At 66.3% G+C, this 15,271-nt stretch carries 15 protein-coding genes; 10 read left to right on the top strand and 5 right to left on the bottom strand.

What is annotated here, in order from left to right:
* Positions 1–93: 93 nt before the first annotated feature.
* The 6 genes from HWX00_RS19305 to lpxC all read left to right on the top strand — a co-directional run bounded on the left by HWX00_RS19305 (position 94) and on the right by lpxC (position 6,227).
* Positions 94–1,035: a D-alanine--D-alanine ligase gene (locus HWX00_RS19305; RefSeq protein ID WP_034186355.1), complete on the top strand. Its 942-nt coding sequence runs from the start codon at positions 94–96 to the stop codon at positions 1,033–1,035.
* A gap of 19 nt (positions 1,036–1,054) precedes the next feature.
* Positions 1,055–1,807 (top strand): cell division protein FtsQ/DivIB, encoded by a 753-nt coding sequence (locus HWX00_RS19300; RefSeq protein ID WP_034186356.1) that lies wholly within the window; start codon positions 1,055–1,057, stop codon positions 1,805–1,807.
* 26 nt (positions 1,808–1,833) lie between these two features.
* Entirely contained in the window at positions 1,834–3,066 is a 1,233-nt protein-coding gene (gene ftsA / locus HWX00_RS19295; RefSeq protein WP_006487138.1) for a cell division protein FtsA, read from the top strand.
* Positions 3,067–3,177: 111 nt separating this feature from the next.
* The gene (gene ftsZ, locus HWX00_RS19290; protein WP_021159911.1) at positions 3,178–4,374 is read left to right on the top strand and encodes a cell division protein FtsZ; all 1,197 of its coding nucleotides are present in this window, start codon (positions 3,178–3,180) and stop codon (positions 4,372–4,374) included.
* 188 nt (positions 4,375–4,562) lie between these two features.
* Positions 4,563–5,069, top strand: coding sequence for a peroxiredoxin (locus HWX00_RS19285; protein ID WP_124609720.1), 507 nt, complete (start codon positions 4,563–4,565; stop codon positions 5,067–5,069).
* A gap of 240 nt (positions 5,070–5,309) precedes the next feature.
* Positions 5,310–6,227, top strand: coding sequence for a UDP-3-O-acyl-N-acetylglucosamine deacetylase (gene lpxC / locus HWX00_RS19280; protein WP_006487145.1), 918 nt, complete (start codon positions 5,310–5,312; stop codon positions 6,225–6,227).
* 80 nt (positions 6,228–6,307) lie between these two features.
* On the opposite strand, the gene HWX00_RS19275 is transcribed toward lpxC, so the two are convergent.
* Entirely contained in the window at positions 6,308–6,784 is a 477-nt protein-coding gene (locus HWX00_RS19275; protein ID WP_034186358.1) for a DciA family protein, read from the bottom strand.
* 256 nt (positions 6,785–7,040) lie between these two features.
* Here HWX00_RS19275 and secA point away from each other — a divergent pair, with 256 nt between their 5' ends.
* The 4 genes from secA (at position 7,041) to HWX00_RS19255 (ending at position 12,553) form a co-directional block, all read left to right on the top strand.
* A complete protein-coding gene (secA, locus tag HWX00_RS19270; RefSeq protein ID WP_034186359.1) occupies positions 7,041–9,839 on the top strand; it encodes a preprotein translocase subunit SecA in 2,799 nt (932 codons plus the stop codon).
* 143 nt (positions 9,840–9,982) lie between these two features.
* Positions 9,983–11,224: a bifunctional glutamate N-acetyltransferase/amino-acid acetyltransferase ArgJ gene (argJ, locus tag HWX00_RS19265; protein ID WP_175027954.1), complete on the top strand. Its 1,242-nt coding sequence runs from the start codon at positions 9,983–9,985 to the stop codon at positions 11,222–11,224.
* 19 nt (positions 11,225–11,243) lie between these two features.
* Positions 11,244–12,113 carry an ATP-binding protein gene (locus tag HWX00_RS19260; protein WP_069706783.1) on the top strand — a complete coding sequence of 290 codons (870 nt, stop codon included), beginning with the start codon at positions 11,244–11,246 and terminating at the stop codon, positions 12,111–12,113.
* On the top strand, positions 12,110–12,553 hold the full coding sequence (locus HWX00_RS19255) for an NUDIX domain-containing protein (protein WP_034186362.1): 444 nt from the start codon (positions 12,110–12,112) through the stop codon (positions 12,551–12,553). The genes HWX00_RS19260 and HWX00_RS19255 overlap by 4 nt, the downstream gene beginning before the upstream one ends.
* 62 nt (positions 12,554–12,615) lie before the next feature.
* Here the strand turns inward: HWX00_RS19255 and HWX00_RS19250 are convergent, their stop codons facing one another.
* From HWX00_RS19250 to HWX00_RS19235, 4 genes are all read right to left on the bottom strand, one after another.
* Positions 12,616–12,816, bottom strand: a complete 201-nt coding sequence (locus HWX00_RS19250; RefSeq protein ID WP_080287726.1) for a DNA gyrase inhibitor YacG — start codon at positions 12,814–12,816, stop codon at positions 12,616–12,618.
* Between the two features lie 25 nt (positions 12,817–12,841).
* Entirely contained in the window at positions 12,842–13,597 is a 756-nt protein-coding gene (gene zapD, locus HWX00_RS19245) for a cell division protein ZapD (RefSeq protein WP_034186363.1), read from the bottom strand.
* Positions 13,598–13,706: 109 nt separating this feature from the next.
* A complete protein-coding gene (gene coaE / locus HWX00_RS19240; protein WP_059558070.1) occupies positions 13,707–14,315 on the bottom strand; it encodes a dephospho-CoA kinase in 609 nt (202 codons plus the stop codon).
* A gap of 1 nt (position 14,316) precedes the next feature.
* The gene (locus HWX00_RS19235; RefSeq protein WP_175027953.1) at positions 14,317–15,228 is read right to left on the bottom strand and encodes a prepilin peptidase; all 912 of its coding nucleotides are present in this window, start codon (positions 15,226–15,228) and stop codon (positions 14,317–14,319) included.
* Positions 15,229–15,271: the final 43 nt, after the last annotated feature.

Here is a 15,271-nt window from a genome sequence, read left to right as displayed (position 1 = left end):
CGGAGTTGGCGCTTTAGCGCTTACTCCGGTCCCGTGCAAGGCGCCCCCCGCGAGGGTGGTCAGCCTGCTTGGGGCGGCCCGGCGGAGGCTGGCATGAGCGGAATCGATCCGAAACGTTTCGGCAAGGTGGCGGTGTTGTTCGGCGGGGAATCCGCCGAGCGCGAGGTGTCGCTCACCTCGGGCCGCCTCGTGCTGCAGGGCCTGCGCGACGCGGGCGTCGATGCGCATCCGTTCGACCCGGCCGAGCGGCCGCTGTCGGCGCTGAAGGACGAAGGTTTCGTGCGCGCGTTCAACGCGCTGCACGGCGGCTACGGCGAGAACGGCCAGATCCAGGGCGCGCTCGATTTCTACGGCATTCGCTACACGGGCAGCGGCGTGCTCGGGTCGGCGCTCGGCCTCGACAAGTTCCGCACGAAGCTCGTATGGCAGCAGACGGGCGTGCCGACGCCGCCGTTCGAGACGGTGATGCGCGGCGACGATCTGGCCGCGCGCGCGGCCGACATCGTCGCGAAGCTCGGCCTGCCGCTGTTCGTGAAGCCGGCGAGCGAAGGCTCGAGCGTCGCGGTGCTGAAGGTGAAGACGGCCGACGCGTTGCCGGCCGCGCTGGAAGAGGCCGCCACGCACGACAAGATCGTGATCGTCGAGAAGAGCATCGAGGGCGGCGGCGAATACACCGCGTGCATCGCCGGCGATCTCGACCTGCCGCTGATCAAGATCGTGCCGGCGGGCGAGTTCTACGACTACCACGCGAAGTACGTCGCCGACGACACGCAGTACCTGATCCCGTGCGGCCTGCCCGCCGAACAGGAGGCGGAACTGAAGCGCATCGCGCGCCGCGCGTTCGACGTGCTCGGCTGTACCGACTGGGGCCGCGCGGATTTCATGCTCGACGCGGCCGGCAATGCGTATTTCCTGGAAGTGAACACGGCCCCCGGGATGACCGACCACTCGCTGCCGCCGAAGGCGGCGCGCGCGGTCGGCATCAGCTATTCGGAGCTGGTCGTGAAGGTGCTGTCGCTCACGCTCAACGACTGACGCAGGAACGGAACGACGTATGTGGAACAACGTTCGCCAACTCAACCTTGCCGCCAGCGCGCTGTACGCGCTGCTGCTGCTCGTGTTGGCGGCGGCCGGTTGCTACTGGCTGATCCAGCGCCCGACGTTCGCGCTGCGGGAAATCCGGATCGACGGCGATACCGAGCACATCAACTCGCCGACGGTGCGCGCGGGCGTGGTCGGCCGACTGAAGGGCAATTTCTTCACGGTCGATCTCGATGCGGCGCGCGCCGCGTTCGAGCAGATGCCGTGGGTGCGCCATGCGAGCGTGCGCCGGGTGTGGCCGAATGCGCTGGCTGTCACGCTGGAGGAGTACAAACCGCTCGGGACCTGGGGCAGCGACCAGCTGGTGAGCGTCGACGGCGAGCTGTTCACCGCGAACCAGGGCGAGCTGGAGCAGGAACTGCCGGCGTTCGACGGCCCGGAAGGCAGTGCGAAGGAAGTCGTCACGCGGTACCGCGACTTCGGGAAATGGTTTGCGCCGCTGAAGGCGGCGCCGGAAGAAGTGACGCTGTCGGCGCGGTACGCGTGGACGGTGAAGCTGTCGAACGGCATGCAGGTCGAGCTGGGCAAGGAACGCAACAGCGACACGTTGCATGACCGGAGCCAGCGCCTGGTCGCGGCCTGGCCGGCCGTCACGGAGCGTTGGGGCAACGACATCGAGTACGCGGACCTGCGCTATCCGAACGGATTCGCGATTCGCGCGGCAGGCATGCGGTTCCTGACCGATACCGACAAGCGCAAGAAGTAACGAGAGATCACACGCAAGAGCACTTTATGAGCAAAGACTACAAGGATCTGCTGGTTTCCCTCGACATCGGCACGTCGAAGGTGGTGGCCATCGTCGCCGAGCTGAAGGGCGAGGGTCACTACGAGGTGATCGGTCTCGGCCAGAGCGAGTCGAAGGGTCTGAAGAAAGGTGTGGTGGTCAACATCGAGGCCACCGTGCAGTCGATCCAGCGCGCGCTCGAGGAGGCGGAGCTGATGGCCGACTGCAAGATCACCAACGTGTTCACGGGGATCGCGGGCAGCCACATCCGCAGCTTCAACTCGAGCGGGATGGTCGCGATCAAGGACAAGGAAGTCACGCAGACGGACGTCGCGCGCGTGATCGAGACCGCGAAGGCGATCAACATCCCGACCGACCAGCAGGTGCTGCACATCCTCACGCAGGAATTCATCATCGACGGTCAGGAAGACGTGCGCGAGCCGATCGGGATGAGCGGTATCCGGCTGGAAGTGAAGGTGCACATCGTGACGGGCGCGGTGAGCGCCGCGCAGAACATCGTCAAGTGCGTGCGCCGCTGCGGGCTGGAAGTGAACGACCTGATCCTGCAGCCGCTCGCGTCGTCGCTGGCGGTGCTGACGGAAGACGAGAAGGATCTCGGCGTGGTGCTGGTCGACATCGGCGGCGGCACGACGGACATCGCGATCTTCGCCGAAGGCGCGATCCGTCACACCGCGGTGATTCCGATCGCCGGCGACCAGATCACGAGCGACATCGCGATGGCGCTGCGCACGCCGACGCCGGATGCGGAAGACATCAAGGTCGGCTACGGAATCGCGAAGCAGGCGCTCGCCGATCCGGACGAAATGGTCGAAGTGCCGGGCCTCGGCGAACGCGGCCCGCGCACGCTGTCGCGCCAGGCGCTCGCGGCCGTGATCGAGCCGCGCGTCGAGGAACTGTTCTCGCTCGTGCAGCAGGTCGTGCGCGAATCGGGTTACGAAGAACTGTTGAGCTCCGGCGTGGTCATTACCGGCGGTGCGTCGATGATGCCCGGCATGGTCGAGCTCGGCGAAGACATTTTCCTGAAACCGGTGCGCATCGGCGCGCCGGAATATGCAGGCGGCCTCTCCGACGTCGTGCGCAATCCGCGCTACTCGACGGCGATGGGGCTGCTGGTCGAAGGCAGTGCTCAGCGCATGCGCGGCCGCAAGGTCGCCGTGCAGTCCGGCAACGCGGGGCAGGTGTTCTCGCGGATGAAGGAATGGTTCCTGAGCAACTTTTGACGAACCGAATCGAAATTCGCGCTGGTGCCGGCGGCTGGCGCGCGACAGGAGGTTGCCCGATCTCCTGCCGAATAACGGCCGATTAGCAGTTTTTCTCTTGACGGAGGCAACATGGAATTCGAAATGCTGGAAACCGAGACCAACGGCACCATCATCAAGGTGGTCGGCGTTGGCGGCGCTGGCGGCAATGCCGTCCAGCACATGATCAACCGCGGCGTGCAGGGCGTCGACTTCATCGTGATGAACACGGACGCCCAGGCGCTGTCGCGTTCGCGCGCATCGTCGGTGATCCAGCTCGGCAACACCGGCCTCGGCGCCGGCGCGAAACCGGAAATGGGCCGCGCGGCAGCGGAAGAAGCGCGTGAGCGCATCGCCGACGCACTGCGCGGCGCGCACATGGTGTTCATCACCGCCGGCATGGGTGGCGGCACGGGCACGGGCGCGGCACCGGTGGTCGCGCAGATCGCGAAGGAGATGGGCATCCTGACGGTTGGCGTCGTCAGCAAGCCGTTCGAGTTCGAAGGCGGCAAGCGCATGCGCGTCGCGGAAGCAGGTTCGCAGCAACTGGAGGATCACGTCGACTCGCTGATCGTCGTTCTGAACGACAAGCTGTTCGACGTGATGGGCGACGACGCCGAGATGGACAAGTGCTTCCAGTGCGCGGACGACGTGTTGAACAACGCGGTCGCCGGCATCGCTGAAATCATCAACGTCGATGGCCTCGTGAACGTCGACTTCGAAGACGTGAAGACGGTGATGGGCGAGCAGGGCAAGGCGATGATGGGCACGGCGACGGTTGCCGGCGTCGATCGCGCACGCCTCGCGGCGGAACAGGCCGTGGCGAGCCCGCTGCTCGAAGGCGTCGATCTGTCGGGCGCGCGCGGCGTGCTGGTCAACATCACGTCGAGCCGTTCGCTGCGCCTGTCGGAAACCCGCGAAGTGATGAACACGATCAAGAGCTACGCGGCGGAAGATGCGACGGTGATCTTCGGTGCGGTGTACGACGACGCGATGGGCGATGCGCTGCGCGTGACGGTCGTGGCAACGGGTCTGGGCCGTGCGGCGAAGAAGCAGCAGTCGGCACCGATGACGCTGCTGCGCACGGGTACGGACAACCAGCCGGTCAGCGCGGTGTCGCACGGCTATGCACCGGCTCATCACGTCAGCACGGCGGACTACGGCGCGCTGGATACGCCGGCAGTGTGGCGCAATTCGCGCGAAACCGCGGCATCGCACGTGCAGGCGCTGCAGGAGAAGGGTGTCGACACGTACGACATCCCGGCTTTCCTGCGCAAGCAGGCTGACTGACGCAAACACAGGCGAAGCCGCGGCGAAACCGCCGCGGTATCGCCGGCGTGACGGATGCTACGGACCAGGACAGGCCGCGTCGGCTGCGACGCCGGGCCGGGAAACGTGCCCTCTTCGCTCAGGCGGGGCGGGATGGACCGTGCTGTCCGCAACACGCTGAAAAACCGTATCGCTATGAGGGACCAGCCATGATTCAAGTGGGCGACGCGCTGCCCGACGCGCAGTTGTTCGAGTTCATCGACGACGCGCGCGAAGGGTGCACGCTGGGGCCGAACGCCTACAGCGTGCGCGACCAGGTTGCGGGGAAGCGGGTGGTGATCTTCGGATTGCCGGGCGCGTTCACGCCGACCTGCTCGGCGCAGCATGTACCGGGCTACGTCGAACACGCCGAGCAATTGCGCACGGCGGGTATCGACGAGATCTGGTGCGTGTCCGTCAACGACGCATTCGTGATGGGCGCATGGGGACGTGATCTGCACACCGCGGGCAAGGTGCGCATGATGGCGGACGGCAGCGCGGCTTTCACTCTTGCGCTGGGGCTGACGCAGGATTTGTCCGCGCGTGGCATGGGGATTCGTTCCCTGCGCTACGCGATGGTGATTGACGGCGGTGTGGTCAAGACGCTGGCCGTCGAGGCGCCGGGCAAATTCGAAGTGAGCGATGCGGCGAGTGTTCTCGCGACGTTGACGTCCTGATCGTGCGGTGCGCCGTTGCCTGCCGGCAACGCTGCTCACCGGCCTCAGGGCAGTTGTAACACGGGCTGATGACCGGAAACGCCTCCGTTCCGGGCATCGGCCCGTCCCGTATCGGCACGGGTAAACTGTCGAAACAGATTGATACGCAGTTGCAAACAGCGTTGAATAGGGAATTACGCTATAATCCCGCCTATCGAATATAACTCCTGATTGATATCTTCAATCAAGACGAAGAACACCATGTTGAAGCAGCGCACCATCAAGTCCATCGTGAAGACCGTCGGTATCGGTGTCCACTCGGGTCGCAAGATCGAGTTGACGCTCCGTCCCGCCGCGCCCGGCACGGGCATCGTCTTTTCACGCGTCGACCTGCCCACGCCCGTCGACATTCCCGCCTCGGCGATGTCGATCGGCGACACGCGGCTCGCGTCGGTGCTGCAGAAGGATGGCGTGCGCGTGTCGACCGTCGAGCACCTGATGTCCGCGTGCGCGGGGCTCGGCATCGACAACCTGTATGTCGACGTGACGGCCGAGGAAATCCCGATCATGGACGGCAGCGCGGCAACGTTCGTGTTCCTGATCCAGTCCGCCGGCATCGAGGAGCAGAACGCGCCGAAACGCTTCATCAAGGTGAAGAAGCCGGTCGAAATCCGCGATGGCGACAAGTTCGCGCGTCTCGACCCGTATTTCGGCTTCAAGCTGAAGTTCTCGATCGATTTTCGTCACCCGGCCGTCGACAAGACGGGCCAGGAGCTCGAAGTCGATTTCGCCACCACGTCGTACGTGCGCGAGATCGCGCGTGCGCGCACGTTCGGCTTCGCGCACGAAGCCGAGATGCTGCGCGAGATCGGCCTGGCGCGCGGCGGCAGCATGGACAACGCGATCGTGCTCGACGAGTACCGCATCCTGAACAACGACGGGCTGCGCTACGACGACGAATTCGTGAAGCACAAGATGCTCGACGCGATCGGCGACCTGTACGTGATCGGTCACCCGCTGCTGGCGTCGTACACCGCGTACAAGTCGGGTCATGGCCTGAACAACGCGTTGCTGCGCGAGCTGCTCGCGCACGAAGACGCGTACGAGATCGTGACGTTCGACGATCCGCAGGCCGCGCCGAAGGGCTTCGCGTTCGACGCGCAGACGGCCTTTGCGTAACCGGCGCGTTGCGCGAGCGATAAAAAAGCGGCCTTCGGGCCGCTTTTTTGTTGGCCGGCCGCTGCCGGCCAAAGGCGCCGTCAGCGCGACTTGGCGCCGTGCCGGGCCGCCATGCGGGCAAGCGCGGCCTGCAGCGGCGATGGTTCGAGATGATCGGCAAGATCGCGCAGGGCGGCGGCGCCGACCGAGGTCATCCGCGCCTGCTTCACGTGCGGCGGCTCCGGCGCGTCCTTCGGCCGCACGCGCACGCGCAGCGTCGTCACGGGCCAGCCGCGCTTCTGCAGATCGCCGAGCAGCCGCGGCTCGACCTGCCGCAACCGGGCAGCCAGCGCATTGTGCGCGGCAAAGAGGGTCAGGGTGCCGTCCTTGATGAAGCCCGGTTCGATGTGATTCGCGAGGTAGTCGGGCAGGAGCGCGGCGAGATCGCGCTGCAGCGACGCGATCTGCTCGACGCCGGCGCGCAGCGCCGCGAACGCGTCGGTGCGGCCGAGCACTTCCGACACGGGTTGCGGGCGATAGGCGGCGAGCGGGCCGAAACGCTTGGAAAATCGGTTCATCGAGGCATTCTTCGGGCGCGCACGCGCGCGGACGTTGCCGCCGATTGTACCCGCGCCGGCCCATGCCCGGGCGGCTTTCGCCCCGCCGGCCCGGCCGTCGGCGTGCGGCGCCCGTCCCGCCGAGAGACAGGCGTGCGCTTCCCCGCGTGCTAAAATTCGACGTTTGAGTCCACTAATTCGCTAAGCCGCCGAGGCTCGGGCGCCGGGGCGCGCAACACGCGCCGGGCGCCGGTGCTGCGACGCAGGATCCGATCCGATGACAACCGGTTTTCTCCAGAAAATTTTTGGCAGCCGCAACCAGCGGCTCGTCAAGCAATACCAAAAGACCGTCGCGACGATCAATGCGCTCGAAACGCAGATCGAGAAGCTGACGGACGACCAGTTGCGCGGCAAGACGGACGAATTCCGCCAGCGTGTCGCGGCCGGCGAGTCGCTCGACAAGCTGCTGCCCGAGGCGTTCGCGGTCTGTCGCGAGGCCAGCCGTCGCGTGCTGAAGATGCGGCACTTCGACGTGCAGATGATCGGCGGCATGGTGCTCCACTACGGCAAGATCGCGGAAATGCGCACCGGCGAGGGCAAGACGCTCGTCGCGACGCTGCCCGTGTACCTGAATGCGCTCGCCGGCCGCGGCGTACACGTCGTGACCGTCAACGACTACCTCGCGCAGCGCGACGCCGAATGGATGGCGCGCCTCTACAACTTCCTCGGTCTGTCGGTCGGCATCAACCTGTCCGGCATGGAGCACGACCAGAAGCAGCAGGCGTACGCCGCGGACATCACGTACGGCACGAACAACGAGTTCGGCTTCGACTACCTGCGCGACAACATGGTCTACGAGACCGATGCGCGCGTGCAGCGGGCGCTGAACTTTGCGGTTGTCGATGAAGTGGACTCGATCCTGATCGACGAGGCGCGCACGCCGCTGATCATTTCGGGCCAGGCCGAGGATCACACCGAGCTGTACGTGCGGATGAATGCGCTGCCGCCGCTGCTCGAGCGCCAGATTGGCGAAGAGAAGGCCGACGGCACGGGCGTCGAGAAGCCGGGCGACTACACGCTCGACGAGAAGGCGCGCCAGGTGTTCCTGACGGAGTCGGGCCACGAGAAGGCCGAGCGCCTGCTCGCCGAATGGGGCCTGATCGGCGAGGGCGAGAGCCTGTACGCGCCGCAGAACATCACGCTGATGCACCACGTGTACGCGGCGCTGCGCGCGCACACGCTGTTCCACAAGGATCAGCACTACGTCGTGCAGAACGGCGAAGTGGTCATCGTCGACGAATTCACGGGCCGCCTGATGGCCGGCCGCCGCTGGTCCGACGGCCTGCATCAGGCGGTCGAGGCCAAGGAGCACGTAAAGATCCAGAGCGAGAACCAGACGCTCGCGTCGATCACGTTCCAGAACTACTTCCGGATGTACGCGAAGCTGGCCGGCATGACCGGTACCGCGGACACCGAAGCGTACGAATTCAACGAGATCTACGGTCTCGAAACGGTCGTGATCCCGACCAACCGTCCGCCGAAGCGGATCGACAAACAGGACCAGATCTACAAGACGGCCAAGGAGCGCTACGACGCGGTGATCCGCGACATCCGCGACTGCTACGAGCGCGGCCAGCCGGTGCTGGTCGGCACGACGTCGATCGAGAACTCCGAGTTGCTGTCGCACCTGCTGAAGCAGGCCGGGTTGCCGCACGAAGTGCTGAACGCGAAGCAGCACGAGCGTGAAGCCGCGATCGTCGCGGAAGCCGGCCGGCCGAACCGCGTGACGATCGCGACCAACATGGCCGGCCGCGGTACCGACATCGTGCTCGGCGGCAATGCCGAGAAGCAGGCCGCGTTCATCGAGGCCGACGACGCGATCCCGGCCGACGAAAAGGCGCGCCGCATCCAGCAGCTGCACGACGAGTGGGAAACGCTGCACGAGCAGGTGAAGGCGGCGGGCGGCCTGCACATCATCGGCACCGAGCGCCACGAATCCCGCCGGATCGACAACCAGCTGCGCGGCCGTGCGGGCCGCCAGGGCGATCCGGGCTCGTCGCGCTTCTACCTGTCGCTCGACGATCCGCTGCTGCGCATCTTCGCGGGCGACCGCGTGCGCTCGATCATGGATCGCCTGAAGATGCCGGAAGGCGAGGCGATCGAGGCCGGCATCGTCACGCGCTCGATCGAATCCGCGCAGCGCAAGGTCGAAGCGCGCAACTTCGACATCCGCAAGCAGCTGCTCGAATACGACGACGTGTCGAACGACCAGCGCAAGGTGATCTACCAGCAGCGCAACGAGCTGCTCGAAGCGCACGACATCACCGAGACGATCACCGCGATGCGTCATGGCGTGATCACCGAAGTCGTCCGCCAGTTCGTGCCGGAAGGCAGCATCGAAGAGCAGTGGGACGTGCCCGAGCTCGAGGAAGCGCTGCGCAACGACTGGCAGCTCGACCTCGCGATTCAGGAAATGGTGAACGAGTCGTCGTCGATCACGGCCGAGGAAATTCTCGATGCCGTGATGACGGCCGCCGACGAGCAGTACGAGAGCAAGGTCGCGATGGTCGGCCGCGAATCGTTCAGCGCGTTCGAGCGCTCGGTGATGCTGCAGACGGTCGACCGCCTGTGGCGCGAACACCTCGCGGCGCTCGACCACCTGCGCCAGGGCATCCACCTGCGCGGCTATGCGCAGAAGAACCCGAAGCAGGAATACAAGCGCGAGGCGTTCGAACTGTTCGCCGCGATGCTCGAGGCGATCAAGCAGGAAGTCACGCGTGTCGTGATGAACGTGCAGATCCAGTCGCCGGAGCAGCTCGAGGAAGCCGCCGAGCAGATCGAGGAGCGCGCCGGTCATCTCGAGAACGTCGAGTATCAGCACGCCGACTACGCGGACGCCGGTGCGCCGGTGGCGAACGTCACGGCTGCCGCGGCCGCCACGGCGACGGCCGACATGGTCGGCAGCGCGATGACGCACAGCGGCCCGGGCGGCGAGATGCCGAAGGTCGGCCGCAACGACCCGTGCCCGTGCGGCAGCGGCAAGAAGTACAAGCAGTGTCACGGGAAGCTGTCATGATCGGCGGCGGCGCGCGTCACGCGTGCCGCTTCGATCCAGCTTCGCGTGACTGATGTGAGTTGCGGCGGCCCGCGCGTGCGGCCGCCGGTTCTTCCAATCGATGCCGGCGTATGCCGGCATTTTCCATCCGGCAGGTGTGCCCCATGGCTGTCAATTTTCCGTCGATCGATCCCGCCCAACTGCATCCCGTCGCCGGCGTCACGCTCGGCTGGGCGGAAGCGAATATCCGCAAGCCGAATCGCAAGGACGTGCTGGTCATCTCCGTCGACGAAGGCGCAACGGTCGCGGGCGTGTTCACCGAAAACCGCTTCTGCGCCGCGCCGGTCATCGTCTGCCGCGAGCATCTGGCGAAGGTGCGCGCGGGCGGTGCGGGCATTCGCGCGCTCGTCGTGAATACGGGCAATGCCAACGCCGGTACCGGCGAGCCGGGCCTCGCGAACGCGCGCGAAACCTGCACGGAACTCGCGCGCCTCGCGGGCATCGAGCCGGCGCAGGTGCTACCGTTCTCGACCGGCGTGATCCTCGAGCCGCTGCCGATCGACCGCCTGAAGGCCGGGCTGCCGGCCGCGCTCGCGAACCGCAAGGCCGCGAACTGGTTCGATGCCGCGCAGGCGATCATGACGACCGACACGCTGCCGAAGGCCACGTCGCGCCAGGTGACGATCGACGGCCACACGGTCACGCTGACGGGCATCAGCAAGGGCGCGGGCATGATCAAGCCGAACATGGCGACGATGCTCGGCTTCCTCGCATTCGACGCGAACGTCGCGCAGCCGGTGCTCGACACGCTCGTGAAGGAAGTCGCCGACCGCTCGTTCAACTGCATCACGATCGACGGCGACACGTCGACGAACGACTCGTTCATCCTGATCGCATCGGGCAAGAGCACGCTGCCGGCCATCACGTCGACCGATTCGCCGGCTTATGCGGCGCTGCGCGACGCGGTGACGGAAGTCGCGCAGGTGCTGTCGCAGTTGATCGTGCGCGACGGCGAAGGCGCGACGAAATTCATGACGGTGCAGGTCGAAGGCGGCAAGAGCGTCGCCGAATGCCGCCAGATCGCCTATGCGATCGGCCATTCGCCGCTCGTGAAGACGGCTTTCTACGCATCCGACCCCAACCTCGGCCGGATTCTCGCGGCGATCGGCTATGCAGGCGTCGCGGATCTCGACGTCGGCAAGATCGACCTCTATCTCGACGACGTGCTCGTCGCGAAGGCGGGCGGCCGCAACCCGGCCTACCAGGAAGAGGACGGCCAGCGCGTGATGAAGCAGAGCGAAATCACGATTCGCGTGCTGCTCGGCCGCGGCGACGCGCAGGCCACCGTCTGGACGTGCGACCTGTCGCACGATTACGTGAGCATCAACGCGGATTACCGCTCCTGATCGGGGGCGTTCGAACGCCATGGACAAGCTTGAACAGTTTCTGACCCGCGCCGAAGCGCTGCTTGGCCGCCTCGAGGGGATGCTGCCGCCCGCGCCGGCGGCCGTCGACTGGAACGCCGCCCACGCATTCCGCTGGCGCAAGCGCCAGGGGCGCGGCTACTTGCAGCCGGTGCCGGCCGTGTCGTCGATCACGCTCGCCGACCTGCACAACATCGATCGCCAGAAAGGGTTGATCGAGCAGAACACGCGGCAGTTCGTGCAGAAGAAGCCGGCCAACAACGTGCTGCTGACCGGCGCGCGCGGTACCGGCAAGTCGTCGCTGATCAAGGCATGCCTGAACGCGTACGCGAACGACGGGCTGCGCCTGATCGAAGTCGACAAGGACGACCTGCACGATCTCGGCGACATCGTCGACCTGATCTCGCAGCGTCCGGAGCGGTTCATCGTGTTCTGCGACGACCTGTCGTTCGAGGAGGGCGAATCGGGCTACAAGGCGCTGAAGGTCGCGCTCGACGGCTCGATCGCCGCGCAGTCGGACAACGTGCTGATCTACGCGACGTCGAACCGCCGCCATCTGCTGCCCGAGTACATGAGCGACAACGAGTCGTACAAGCATCTCCCGGATGGCGAGATTCACCCCGGCGAAGTCGTCGAGGAGAAGATCTCGCTGTCGGAGCGCTTCGGCCTGTGGGTCAGCTTCTATCCGTTCAAGCAGGACGATTATCTCGACATCGTCGGGCACTGGCTGCGCCACTTCGGCTGCCCGGACGCGGAGATCGAGTCCGCGCGCGGCGACGCGCTCGTGTGGGCGCTCGAGCGCGGTTCGCGGTCGGGGCGCGTCGCGTGGCAGTTCGCGCGTGACTGGTCGGGCCGCAAGGAGCAGGCATGAGCGCGGATCTCGCACAAGGCGCCGTGCGCGCACCGGACGGCCGCAAGGTGACGGAAGTCGCGGTCGGCGTGATGGTTCAGCCGGACGGCAGCTACCTGCTCGCGCAACGCCTGCAGGGCAAGCCGTATGAAGGGTACTGGGAGTTTCCGGGCGGCAAGCTGGAGGCCGGCGAAAGCGTCGAGGACGCGCTCGCGCGCGAACTCCACGAGGAGCTCGGCATCGAGGTCACGGCCAGCCATCGCTGGCACACGCTCGAGCACGATTATCCGCATGCGTACGTGCGGCTCTATTTCTGCAAGGTGACGGGCTGGACGGGCGAGCCGCACAGCAAGGAAGGGCAGGCGTTCGTCTGGCAGAAACTGCCGGTCGCCGTTGCGCCGCTGCTGCCGGCGGCGCTGCCGGTGCTCGAATTGCTCGAGAAGGAGGCGGCGTCGAACTGACGCCGTGGCGGCCTGCCGGAAAGGCGGGCCATATCGCCGACGGGCGGTGCCGCTCGGCTGTCTCAGCTATCGCGACGGTCGTCCGTGCCGTCTTCTTCCGACGAGGGGCCCTCGTCGGAAGACCCGCCGATCCGGTACTTTTCCGCGGCCCAGGCCCCGAGATCGAGTTGCTTGCAGCGGGCCGAACAGAACGGGCGGAACTGATTTTCAGGCGTCCAGCGCACTGCGGCGCCGCACGACGGGCATTTCACAACGGTAGTCATACGAAAGCGATCCGGCACACGGCCGTTACAGATTGCACAGTGTCAGATGGAACGGCACGTCGATATCCACCGCGCGCGGCCGCACATCGCCGTCCTGCATGGTGAACCGTACCCACAGCATGTATTTGTTGGCGCTCGCTTCGGGAATGACGCGCAGCTCCGGCGGCACGCGGACCTGCATCAGCTGGTAGGTGCGGCCCGACAGCATCTGCTGGTAGCTGCCCTGCATCGCCATGACCTTCGACGCCTGACCCGATTCGCGCGCGAGCCGCAGCACGATCGACGCGGCGTCGCGCAGCGGCAGCATCGGCAGAATCCACTTCGCGATGTCCTGGCGCCGTTGCTCGGCGGGCCATTGCTGCCACGCGTAGTACGACGGCAGGTCGAACTTGCACGTGCCGCCGGGAATCACCGCACGGCTGCGGATGCTGGCGAGCCATTCGTTGTCCACGAGGTGCTGGCCGGTCTTGCCCTGCATCTGCGCGAGATTGGCCAGCGTCTGCTCGATTTCGCCGAGCACGGCTTCGAGCGCGTTCTGCTCGATGCCCGGATTGCCGCGAAAGGGGGCGAGCGTCTGGCGTTGACGTTCGAGCTCCTTCATCAGATCCGATTTCAGGTCCGCGCGGCCCGTTACCTCGGCGATTTCGAACAGCGTCGTCAGCGCGACGTGGTGTTCACGCGGGTCCTCCTGAGCCAAAAAGAACGCGAAGCGCTCGAACAGATCTTCGAGGCGCAACAGCGTGCGAATTCGCTCGTTGAACGGATACTCGTAAAGAATCAAGCGCGCTCGCCTCTTGGGTAGGGATGGAAACAATGCAGGACATTCTAATGCTCACTCTCTACCCTAGCAACGCGCCAATTTCGTACACCATCACGATCGCGCGCGATGCTCAGTGCGCGGCGGCCGCGAACGCGACATAACGTTGGTGCAGTGCATCGACCTGCGCGGCGAGTGCATCGGGCGTCACCGCGTCGTTGACGATCACGTCGTCGGCCGCCGCGAGGCGGGCTTCGCGTGACGCCTGTCGCGCGATGATCGCTTCGACCTGCTCGCGTGTGAAGCCGTTGCGCCGCATCACGCGCGCAATCTGCGTTTCGACCGGGCAATCGACGACGAGCACGCGATCGCTGCGCGCCTTCCAGTTGCCCGACTCGACGAGCAGCGGCACGACGAACATCACGTACGGGCCCTGCGCGTCGCGTGCTTCGCGATCGGTTTCCGCGCGGATCAGCGGATGCGTGATCGCTTCGAGGCGCCGGCGCGCATCGTCGTCGCTGAAGATCAGCGTGCGCATCTTCGCGCGATCGAGCGAGCCGTCGGCGGCAACGTAGTCGTGGCCGAACGCCTGTTCGATCGCGGGCATCGCGAGGCCGCCGGGGGCGGTGATGCGGTGGGCGATCAGATCGGTATCGACGAGCGACGCGCCGCGGGCGCCGAACAGGTCGGCGACGGTCGTCTTGCCGCTGCCGATGCCGCCCGTGAGTCCTACTGCGTACATGTCAGCCTCCGAGCGCGAAATAGAACGGCGTGCCGAAAAACAGCGTCGCGGCGCCGCCGGCCGCGAGGAACGGGCCGAACGGAATCGGCTCCTCGAGGCGCATGCGGCCGCGCCAGGTCGCGACGAGCCCGACGATCGCGCCCGTCACGGCGGCGAACAGCACGACCTGCGGCAGCGCGGCCCAGCCCATCCACGCGCCGAGCGCGGCAAGCAGCTTCAGGTCGCCGAAGCCGATGCCCTCGATGCCGCGCAGCCATTTGAACAGCCAGTAGATGGACCACAGGAACAGATAGCCGGCCATCGCGCCGATCACGGCCGAGCGCAGCGACGTGAACGTGCCGCCGAGATTCAGCACGAGCCCGGCCCAGAGCAGCGGCAGCGTCATCGAGTCGGGCAGGTAGCCGGTGCGGATGTCGATCGCGCTCATCGCGAGCAGCGCGGCGCACAGTGCGAATGCGGCGAGCGCGGCGACGGTCGGACCGAACGCGGCGAGCGAGCCGGCAGCGAGCAGCGCGCACGCGAGCTCGACGAGGGGATAACCGATGCCGATCGCGTGGCCGCAGCGGCGGCAGCGCCCTCGCAGCATCAGATAGCTGACGAGCGGGATGTTCTCCCATGCGCGCAGCACGTGGCCGCAATGCGGGCAGGCGCTGCGCGGGCGCCACAGGTCGTAGCGCGGCGGATAACCGTCGTCGGGCGCGGCGCCGGCGTTGCCGGTCGCTTCGTCGATCTCGGCCTGCCACGCGCGCTGCATCATCACGGGCAGCCGGTGCACGACCACGTTCAGGAAGCTGCCGACGCACAGGCCGATGACGACCGCGAACGCGTACTGCAGCGCGGGCGGCAGCATCGCCAGCACGAGCAGCGTGCTCTCGGGCGATTCGGAAACGGCGGACAGGGGCGCGGGCGTCATGAGGCTCAAGGTTCGGACTTAAAAGGCGACAGAATCGGTTGCG

Origin of the sequence: Burkholderia seminalis DSM 23518 (assembly GCF_902832885.1) — a bacterium.
In the GTDB taxonomy this organism is placed as follows: Bacteria; Pseudomonadota; Gammaproteobacteria; order Burkholderiales; family Burkholderiaceae; genus Burkholderia; species Burkholderia seminalis.
Note: the sequence above shows the minus strand (reverse complement) of the source record. Positions and strands in the feature narration are given on the sequence as shown.

What these genes read in the sequence shown, in the direction of transcription:
- HWX00_RS19305 (WP_034186355.1), top strand. Translation starts at nt 94, where the DNA reads ATGAGCGGAATCGATCCGAAACGTTTCGGCAAGGTGGCGGTGTTGTTC.
- HWX00_RS19300 (WP_034186356.1), top strand. Translation starts at nt 1,055, where the DNA reads ATGTGGAACAACGTTCGCCAACTCAACCTTGCCGCCAGCGCGCTGTAC.
- ftsA (WP_006487138.1), top strand. Translation starts at nt 1,834, where the DNA reads ATGAGCAAAGACTACAAGGATCTGCTGGTTTCCCTCGACATCGGCACG.
- ftsZ (WP_021159911.1), top strand. Translation starts at nt 3,178, where the DNA reads ATGGAATTCGAAATGCTGGAAACCGAGACCAACGGCACCATCATCAAG.
- HWX00_RS19285 (WP_124609720.1), top strand. Translation starts at nt 4,563, where the DNA reads ATGATTCAAGTGGGCGACGCGCTGCCCGACGCGCAGTTGTTCGAGTTC.
- lpxC (WP_006487145.1), top strand. Translation starts at nt 5,310, where the DNA reads ATGTTGAAGCAGCGCACCATCAAGTCCATCGTGAAGACCGTCGGTATC.
- HWX00_RS19275 (WP_034186358.1), bottom strand. Translation starts at nt 6,784, where the DNA reads ATGAACCGATTTTCCAAGCGTTTCGGCCCGCTCGCCGCCTATCGCCCG.
- secA (WP_034186359.1), top strand. Translation starts at nt 7,041, where the DNA reads ATGACAACCGGTTTTCTCCAGAAAATTTTTGGCAGCCGCAACCAGCGG.
- argJ (WP_175027954.1), top strand. Translation starts at nt 9,983, where the DNA reads ATGGCTGTCAATTTTCCGTCGATCGATCCCGCCCAACTGCATCCCGTC.
- HWX00_RS19260 (WP_069706783.1), top strand. Translation starts at nt 11,244, where the DNA reads ATGGACAAGCTTGAACAGTTTCTGACCCGCGCCGAAGCGCTGCTTGGC.
- HWX00_RS19255 (WP_034186362.1), top strand. Translation starts at nt 12,110, where the DNA reads ATGAGCGCGGATCTCGCACAAGGCGCCGTGCGCGCACCGGACGGCCGC.
- HWX00_RS19250 (WP_080287726.1), bottom strand. Translation starts at nt 12,816, where the DNA reads ATGACTACCGTTGTGAAATGCCCGTCGTGCGGCGCCGCAGTGCGCTGG.
- coaE (WP_059558070.1), bottom strand. Translation starts at nt 14,315, where the DNA reads ATGTACGCAGTAGGACTCACGGGCGGCATCGGCAGCGGCAAGACGACC.
- HWX00_RS19235 (WP_175027953.1), bottom strand. Translation starts at nt 15,228, where the DNA reads ATGACGCCCGCGCCCCTGTCCGCCGTTTCCGAATCGCCCGAGAGCACG.